Below are 8,588 nucleotides of genomic sequence, written 5' to 3'. Positions count from 1 at the left end.
GGCGGTCGTTCCGGGGCCGCAGGGCATCAGGCCCTTCTTCTCCCCTCAACTCCAGGCGGGTCGCCAGTTTAGACCCGCATTTTTCTTTGTACAGGCTGCGTCATGCGCCGGGAGCGCGCCACTCCGATGGTGCCTTTCTCGGTGATTGCATTGCATATCCCATGAGCGCCATCGGAGTGGCGCGCTCCCAGCAAAGAGGCGAGTTCGATCAGAAGGCTCAGCCCCATGAGCTCCTCGCCGTCCGATTCTGACAATTGGGCCCGCTCTTTCGGCCAAGGTCAAAGCTTATGGGCGGCGCGCTCCAGGCCCGCCCGGTACGCCGATCGGGAGTCACCATAGCGGCCGGACAGAAGGCCCGATGCAAGTCCGGCCGGGGCTCGGTCAGGATGGCCCGAATCGAAGGGCGGGGCAGGATCGTACTCGATGCCAAGCTGGATTGTGCGGGCCACGGTCTCGCCTGCAAGCTCGGCCACGACGCTCAGCCCGAAATCGATGCCGGAGGTCACGCCGCCGGCGGTGATCACATTACCGTCCTTGACCACCCTGGCCTTCTCGTGGGTCGCCCCGACGAGCGGCAGCAGGTCGGCAAACGCCCAATGGGTCGTCGCCCGCCGTCCCTTGAGAACGCCGGCGACCCCCAGGATGAAGGCACCGGTGCACACCGACGTGACGTACCTGGCCGTTGCAGCCTGGCGGCGCACGAACTCGATTGTCTCGCGATCGTCGATCGCGTCGACGACGCCCTGGTTGCCGCCGGGAACGCAGACCAGGTCGAGCGCTGGACTGCTGGTGAAAGTGTGGGTGGGAACGAGACCGAGCCCGCAATCGCTGGGCACGGGCGCCGTCGATTTCGCGACGATATGGACGGCCGCGCCGGGAAGGCGTGACAGCACCTGCAACGGCCCGGTGAAATCGAGCTGTGTAAGGTCCGGGAAGATGACGAAGCCGATATTGAAAGGCGGCGACATGTTCGTTTGCTCCTGTCGTTCCGATCGGAGCGCCGCACGCGATGACAACGCGGTGCCTGCGCCGGCCAGGGCCTCGCCTCGTTCATCCGGCGACCTGATCGATCCTGACGGGCGGGCGCTGGCCGGGCAAGCTCCAGCATGGCGGAACCATTCCCGCAGGTCGCGGTGCCGGGAGTTGTGACCAAGCATCAGGTCGGCCGGCGCGGCGAGTGCAATCGTATCGACCATCTTCGAGCGCGCTTGCAACTGCATGGTGCGCGCGTGCGTTCGCTTTTCCATGGATTCGAGCAAGCTCCAAGAATGCCTCGACCGCGCAGACGCTCAAATTGCCCGTGGTCGGAATGCCACGGCCAGACTGGCGACATACATCGAGGCGCTGGCTCGCGACGGATACGATGCCACCACGACGCGCAAGCTGCTGAAGGCCTTCGAGGAGATGGAGGCTCTGTTGAAAATCGGCCGTGTGCGTCGTGCTGGGGGCATGGTCGGCTGAGGTTCAACGCAAGCATTCAAGCCACGCTGAACAAGTACGCGAATGCGCCGCCTGTCCTCGTTGTCGGCACGGGAGCCGCGTCGCACCGTGTGGCTGTTGGCACAAGAGCGAAATGCATACGCGCGAACGGCCGGTCACAGGTTGGTCACTGGCAAACGCCAGCCCGTCGTCGCACCGTCGGGCACCCACAGCACGGGGCACCCACCCCAAACTGCCCCGTACCAGAAGGGCCGCCGGCACCCACGGCGGCCCTTCCTCCTTTGCAGACGCTGCTGGACAATTACTTGATGCGGCGCCCCGATCATGAGGGGCCTGTCGAGAGCCGTCATCCGCCCTCGACGGTGGTGATGACACCGAGCGCCGGCACGCTTTCGGGGAAGAAGCGGGCTTCCTCGACCGCTGCGATGAAGGCGTCGATCTCAGCCTGCCCCGCCACCGTACTCTCGGCGGTGAAGCCCACGTCGTCCAAGGCGTCCCGTGCGGACTCGAGCGTCGTGGGCACCTGATGATTGAAGGTCTGGGCGAGGTAGTAGTTCCCTACGGCCACCTTGTTGGCGACGACGAGCGAGTCGTTCGGCTGGGCGCCGGACAGGATATCGAGAAGGACCGTCGCGACGTCCGTGGTCCCGGATCTCAACTGCTCGAGCCAGTACGCCTTGCCACCCGAGTCGGGAGCGCGACCGAAGAGATTGCCGTAGACCGCCTCCAGGAAGCCGGCGATCGCTGCGCTGTCGTCGACATCGGGGTCGGCAAGGAAGTCGTAAACGGCGCCCGACTCGGGTTGCACGGAGAAGGATCGCGCGATGTCGACAAGGGTCATCCCGTCTTCCAGCCGGTCGAGCCAGTAGGCTGCGCCCTCGGCCTCCGGCGCCCGATCGCAGTATGCGGCGTAGAGCGAAGTAATGGCGTCGTCGATCACCGTATGCTCGACCAGTCGAACGACGTAGGTGCCGGTGAGCAGATCGAGAAACGACGCAACCTCGGCAATGTAGGCGCCGCTTTCGGTGGCGATGAAGCTGACGCTCGCCTCGGCACCGACACTGACGTCATCGCCGCCTCCAGTCAGGACTCGCCCGAAACCGTCGAGCAGGATGACATAGGGTTCCGCCAACACGCCGGCGCTCGCCTCTGCGCCGGTAGCAGTGATCTCGTATTTCCTGCCGGCCATCGCCTGAAAGGAAAACCAGTCGCGATCACCCCAGCTCCCGATGGTGCCGCTTGCCGTGGTGCCGACGGCGAGCAGGCCGACGGGGTGAATGCCCTCATCGTCGGCGCCGGCAAAGTCATCGCCACCGGGGGGCGTCGACACGCCCACGGTGTAGGTGCCCGCAGAACTGTCCTGGTAGGAGCCGACCTCGAGATAGTAGCTACCCGTCATCCAGGGCGTGAAGACCATGAGCGAATCGGTGCTGGTGCCGTCTGCGCTGTCGTCGCTCTCGCCGATCGCGAGGCCGGTGCTGTCGAGCAGCCGCAAATAGGGATCTTCGAGCGTTCCGCCGCCGCCCTGGAAGCCTTTCGCACTGAGCGAGTAGCTCGTGCCGGCGGTGAGCTGGACGGCGTACAGGTCGCGATCGGCCGGTGTTTCCAGGGTGCCGGTTGCGGACCCGCCGGCAGAGAGAGCCCCGACAGGTCGCGTCGTATCGCCGAGCATGCCGGCAAAGTCGTCGATCCCGGCGTCGGGGCTGTCGATCGTGAGCTCGAAGGTGCCGGTGAGGCTGTCGCCGAATGCGCCGGCTTCGATGTAGTAGGTCCCGGTCTCCGTCGGAACGTAGGTGATCCGGGAGTCGGGGTCCGAACCGGCGGCGACATCGTCGTTCTCTGCAATGACCTCTCCGGTGCTGCTGCGCAGGCGGAGGTGAGGGTTGGCAAGCGTGCCGACGCCATCCTGAAGGCCGCTCAGGTCGATCGTGTAGATGATTCCGGCGATGAGCTGAACGACGAACCAGTCGCGATCGGCCACCGTGTCCAGCTCGCCGCCGACAGTTTCGCCGACCGGCGCCATGCCAAACGCGTTGACCCGGTCGTCCAGGGCGTTGGCGTGGTCGCCGCCTGCCAGAGGCCAGTCGACCGTCCCGTCGGCGAACGTCAGCCGTTCGACACTGACCAGCGTATCCGATCCGTCCGGACCGGCGACGCGCACGCTGTTGCTGCCCAGGTCCGTGAACGTGTAGGCCGATCGCGGACCAGAGAAGATCGCCGTGTCGGTTCCGGCACCGCCGTCGATCGTGTCGTCACCGCCGTTGCCCTTGAACCTGTTGTCCGCGGCCGACCCGGTCAGCGCATCGTCGCCGGCACCCGCGATCACCGTTTCGATGATGGTGTCGATTGCGATGGCGACGTTGTTCGTCTTGCCGTTGGTGCTGGAGAACCGGCCCGGATTGAGGTCGACGACCGACTTCTTGGTGAACCCCGACAGGTCCAGCGTGTTGTTCGTCCCGCCGTCCCACAGGGTTACCACGGGATTCTTGTTGTCGGTGAAATCGAAGAACCGCTTGGCAGGTCCTTCGATGTTGCTGTTGAAGCCGAATACCTGTCCGCCGGCGGCGAGAGGGCCCGTCGTTGCCGCGCCGTAGAGGCGGTGGATCGCCAGGATATCCAGCACCATCGGCGTCGTCGGCCCATAGAGATAGCCCGTTCGGCTGTCGATTGGGGCGATTCCCCAATCCGCTTTCGCGGTCGTCGGGCTGATGTAGGACATCAACGTCCAGGCGCGAGTGTCGTAGGTGCTGAACTGCTGCCTGGCGACATCGACGATGCCGTTGTATGGGCCGCCATGGCCGAGGCCCAGCATGTGGCCGATCTCATGAACGACCGTCTGCCAGCCGTAGCCGCCGGCATCGTCGAAGGAGGTGCCCACGTGCCAGTACGGCTTACCGGTTTCGATGAAGATCCGGGACTTGGTGATCTGGCCCGCGTGCTCGCTGCCGACCGTCGAGGTCGTGAAGGTAATGGGCTTTTGATAGGTCCCTTCGCCCTCCACCGCTCGATAGAAGACCTGGTCGGCCGCTTGCTCGCTCGAGGCCAAAGTGAAGGAAACGTTCGCCAGGGCCGACCACAATGCCAGGCTGGCCTCGATGGCGCCTTGCTCGGCCGTCGTCCATTGTGACGGACCATCGAACCAGTACGTTACGGTTCCGCCGGACGTTCCGAGCGACGGGCTGCCCCACTTCAGCTCGCGAGCGAAGGTTGCGTCGTAAACGGCAGGGGTCCTGCCCTTCCAGGTGGCAAAGGAGGTGGCGGCCAGACGGCCCGCATCGGTGACGCCGGAGATGAACGCGACCTGCGGCTCGGATCCACTGGGCACGGTTACCATGGCGTCCTTCGACTGGTGGAAGGGTGTCGCAAAAGCTTTATCTGCTCGGTCAGTGATTCTCAAGAACGCCAGAACCGGGCAGGATGCAGTCCGGTGACGCGTGCGCCGACGTTACGATCGCCGGCTGTCACGCGTGTCCGGGAACTCGCGGTCGATGCGTGCCGTCACCCTCTGGCGATGCCCAATATGCCGCCGATCAGGCGGCCGAGATGGAGCTTGGTCCAGATGTCCGCGGCAGGGAAGCTCGGGCGTGCCTGCATGGCGCGCCAATACCGTGCGAGCGCCGGCCGCTTTGGGATCTCCGCGCCGAGGCTGGCGAATTCCATGCGCCCGAGAAACACGGTCCAGACCACGTCGGCGAGGCCATAGGCGGGTGGCACGAGCACCGCGCGGCCATCACCCAGCGTCTGCTCCAACCGATCCATGAAGTCGATCGCCTCGGCGCGGCGCGTCTCCGAGAGCCGGATGACGGCGTCGGGATCGAAGATGCGCGCACGCTCGGCGAACACTGCGGCGCGCGCCTCGTAGACCTGCGCGAGATCGGGATTCCGGGCGGCACGCGCGAGAAGGTTGCGCCGGGCCGATCCGAGCCGCTTGGGAATCATGATCCGCGCCACGGGATTGCGCGCAAGGATTCCGCCGAAGGTCAGCTCCTCGATCGCATAGTTATAATGAAGGTCGAGCCAGGCCTTCGCCTCGCCCTCGAGTGCCCCGTCGCTGACGCCCAACGCATACTCCGCGATGTCGCGACTCTGATCGAGGATGCGGTCGGCCAGCACCAGGGTCGGCACCGTCATGTTCGGATTGAGCCGCACGTAGTCCGGCTGCTGCTGGCTCATCCTGACATGGATGTCGACGAAGACGCGTTCGTGGGCAATGCCGCCTTCGGCGAGCGCGAGGCGCGCGATCATCGAATAGTAGGAGGAGGGCGTGTGATAGAGGCGCGGCTTGGCGCCGAACTGTAGGGCAGGCGCCATCATAGCCCGATCTGCGCAGGGGAGGGGCGTCCACCTTGTAGGATGCAGGTGCACAGCGCAACCATCCCGTGCTGGCCCCAGGGCGGAGGACCAAGATCAAGGGAGATTGTCGCTCGCTCCTGAGAGAACGGACGCGCTGACCAAAGGGGCCGCCACCCTGCAATCGCGAGGCCTTGCGGCATTTTTTCGGGGCCCACTCGGCCAAGCAACTTCAGGAGGCTCGCTGCCATTACTCCTTTCGTGCCCGAAGTCGCAACTTCCAGGAGGTTCGAATGTCACAACTGCTTAGGAGCCTTGCCGTGCTTGCCGCACTGGGCCTGACAACGGCCTGCGGCAACAATCCGACGGATCGCGCGCTCACAGGGGGTGCGATCGGTGCGGCTGGCGGCGCTGTCGTGGGGTCGACCGTCGGCCATCCCGTCGGAGGTGCTGTGGTAGGCGGCCTCGGCGGCGCCGCCGTCGGCGCGGCTACCACGCCGCGCGCGGATCCTTACGGCGGCGGCGGCTACTGACGCGTCGAGCATGCGCTTCGCGATCGATCCGAATTGTCCAGGGTTGATCGCTTCGGCCATTTCGGCGCGCTCGCTCAGCGCGCCGAAAGCCGCGGATCGCGAGGCCCATTCTCGCATCCTCGGCTCGAAAAGCAGCATGATTGCAACGCTCCCAGCCGCCACCCACGAATGTGGTTCCACTACATTGGTTCCCAGACTACGGCGAAGGATGCGTTCGCAACTACCAGCCGAATAGTTGGGCCTCTGCTGGCCACGCACTTCTTCAATCATCAGACTCATCATCGCGGCCAGGTACACGCGGCACTGACATATTTCGGTCATGATCCCGGCGATACCGACCTGCCACTGGTCCTTTTGCAGGTTTGAGCTGTTCGCAATGACCAGGAAGAGGCGTTAGCCAGCCGAAGAATCAATGCCGAGGGATTTGTGAAGAGCATCCACCTCGCGGTTCGCGTGCTGGCCCGGGCAACGAGGTGGCAGATCGCGATAGCGCCTGCGCGCTCCCGTGGCACGACCGGGGCCGATGCAAGGCATGAAGGTGGCGCCGCCCCCGATTTATCACTGACGCCGCAGGCCGTTAGCAGGCAGGCTTGGTCCTTCCGTCCAGGAGCCCGTCTTGTTCTTCAAGTCCAGCCGTCCGCCGGAGCGACCGGTCGGCGAGCCGCCGGACTACGGCGACGACGCCCACTTCCAGCAGTCGCTGGCGCGGCTTTCCGCTGAGCTTGCCCGGCGGCGCCATCCGCCGGCTCCCGACGGTCCGCCGCTGCAGATCGCCGAGGACACCGCAGCGGTCAAGGCGGCGCTCGCCGCCCGCGAGGCGGACGAGGCCCAATTCCAGCGGTCGCTGGCGCGGCTTTCCGCCGAGCTTGCCCGACGGCGCCATCCACCGGCTCCTGGCGGTCCGCCGCTACGCAGCACAGAAGCCACCGCAGCAATCAAGGCGGCGCTCGCCGCCCGCGAGGCGCGGGAGGCCGCAGCCGCGGAAGCCCGAGCCGTCGCGGCGAAGAAGCTGGCCGCGGAGCGCAAGGCGGCTGAAGAGGCAAGGCTTGTCGCGGAGGCCAGGGTCGCAGCCGAGCGCAAGGCGGCCAGAGAGGCGAGGATTGCCGCGGAGGCTCGAGCGGCCGCCGAGCGCAGGGCGGCAGCGGAGATTGCCGAACGGGCAAGAGCCGAGGCGGCGGCCAGAGCCGAGGCCGAACGCAAGGCCGCTGAAGAGGCGAAGGCTGCCGCGGAGGCCCGAGCAGCAGTCGAGCGCAAGGCGGCTGCGGAGGCTGCCGAAAGGGCAAGGGTCGAAGCCGAGGCCAGAGCAAGAGTCGAGCGCAGAGCCGCCGCCGAAGCAGCGATCCAGGCGGAGCGCATCGCTGGCGAGGAGCGGGAGGCCGCGGCTGCCAAGGCCGCGGAAGACAAGGCCGTCGCGACCGCGAAGGCAGCTGCCGAGCACAAGGCGGCCAAGGAGGCGAAGCTTGCCGCGAAGGCCAAGGTCGCAGCTGAGCGCAAGGCGGCGGCGGAAGCTGCCAAGAGGGCAAGGGTCGAAGCCGAGGCCAGAGCGGAGATCGAGCGCAGAGCCGTGGCCGAAGCAGCGATAGAAGCGGAGCGTGTCGCCCGCGAGGCGCGGGACGCCGCAGCCGCCAAGGCCGCGGAAGCCAGGGCCGCCGCGACGGCGAAGGCGGCCGCCGAGCGCAAGGCGGCCAAGGAGGCGAAGCTTGCCGCGAAGGTCAAGGTCGCGGCCGAGCGCAAGGCAGCGGCGGAAGCTGCCAAGAGGGCGAGAGTCGAAGCCGAGGCCAGAGCGGAGATCGAGCGCAGAGCCGTGGCCGAAGCAGCGATAGAAACGGAGCGCGTCGCCCGCGAGGCGCGGGATGCCGCAGCCGCCAAGGCCGCGGAAGCCAGGGCCGCCGCGACGGCGAAGGCGGCCGCCGAGCGCAAGGCGGCCAAAGAAGCGAAGCTTGCCGCGAAGGTCAAGGTCGCGGCCGAGCGCAAGGAAGCGGCGGAGGCTGCCGAAAGGGTAAGGGCCGAAGCGAAGGCCAGAGCGAAGGTCGAACGCAGAGCCGAGGCCGAAGCAGCCGCAAATGCCAGGGCAGAAGCAAGGGCAGCATTCATCGCCTTCGCTGCACGAGCTTGCACCAATCTGGTGTCCGCTTCGGCCATGGCTTTCGCGGCTGTCTCGGCTGCCGCCCGGCGCTCGGCCACCGCCCTTCGCTCAGCCGCAGCTTTGGCCTCGGCGTCGGTCCTTGCCTCTTCAGCGGCCCCCGCTGCCGCCTTGCGCTCGACCTTCGCCATTGCCTCCGCGGCAGCATTCGACTCTTCGGCGGCCTTGCGGTCGGCCTCGGT

General features: G+C 66.5%; 6 protein-coding genes and 1 pseudogene. 3 read left to right on the top strand and 4 right to left on the bottom strand.

Annotation, left to right across the window (positions count from 1 at the left end; translation table 11 throughout):
- Positions 1–278: 278 nt before the first annotated feature.
- Entirely contained in the window at positions 279–968 is a 690-nt protein-coding gene (locus AB7O82_RS34995) for a DJ-1/PfpI family protein (protein WP_428552252.1), read from the bottom strand.
- Positions 969–1,245: 277 nt separating this feature from the next.
- On the opposite strand from AB7O82_RS34995, the gene AB7O82_RS34990 reads away from it, so the two are divergent.
- The gene (locus AB7O82_RS34990) at positions 1,246–1,461 is read left to right on the top strand and encodes a hypothetical protein (RefSeq protein WP_428552244.1); all 216 of its coding nucleotides are present in this window, start codon (positions 1,246–1,248) and stop codon (positions 1,459–1,461) included.
- Positions 1,462–1,786: 325 nt separating this feature from the next.
- On the opposite strand, the gene AB7O82_RS34985 is transcribed toward AB7O82_RS34990, so the two are convergent.
- The 3 genes from AB7O82_RS34985 to AB7O82_RS34975 form a co-directional block, all read right to left on the bottom strand.
- Complete coding sequence (locus AB7O82_RS34985) at positions 1,787–4,774, bottom strand: M10 family metallopeptidase C-terminal domain-containing protein (protein WP_428621537.1); 2,988 nt, start codon at positions 4,772–4,774, stop codon at positions 1,787–1,789.
- A gap of 164 nt (positions 4,775–4,938) precedes the next feature.
- Positions 4,939–5,754 carry a glutathione S-transferase family protein gene (locus AB7O82_RS34980; RefSeq protein WP_428621536.1) on the bottom strand — a complete coding sequence of 272 codons (816 nt, stop codon included), beginning with the start codon at positions 5,752–5,754 and terminating at the stop codon, positions 4,939–4,941.
- Positions 5,755–6,026: 272 nt separating this feature from the next.
- Positions 6,027–6,401 carry a hypothetical protein gene (locus AB7O82_RS34975; protein ID WP_428621534.1) on the bottom strand — a complete coding sequence of 125 codons (375 nt, stop codon included), beginning with the start codon at positions 6,399–6,401 and terminating at the stop codon, positions 6,027–6,029.
- A gap of 30 nt (positions 6,402–6,431) precedes the next feature.
- On the opposite strand from AB7O82_RS34975, the gene AB7O82_RS34970 reads away from it, so the two are divergent.
- Together AB7O82_RS34970 and AB7O82_RS34965 are read left to right on the top strand one after the other, a co-directional pair.
- Positions 6,432–6,629, top strand: a complete 198-nt coding sequence (locus AB7O82_RS34970) for a DinB family protein (protein WP_428621533.1) — start codon at positions 6,432–6,434, stop codon at positions 6,627–6,629.
- Between the two features lie 250 nt (positions 6,630–6,879).
- Positions 6,880–8,588: pseudogene (locus AB7O82_RS34965) on the top strand (hypothetical protein); the annotation flags it as partial.

The organism is Reyranella sp., assembly GCF_050185545.1.
Classification (GTDB): Bacteria; Pseudomonadota; Alphaproteobacteria; order Reyranellales; family Reyranellaceae; genus Reyranella.
The sequence above is the reverse complement of the archived record's forward strand: the minus strand, read 5'-3'. Positions and strand labels throughout refer to the sequence as shown.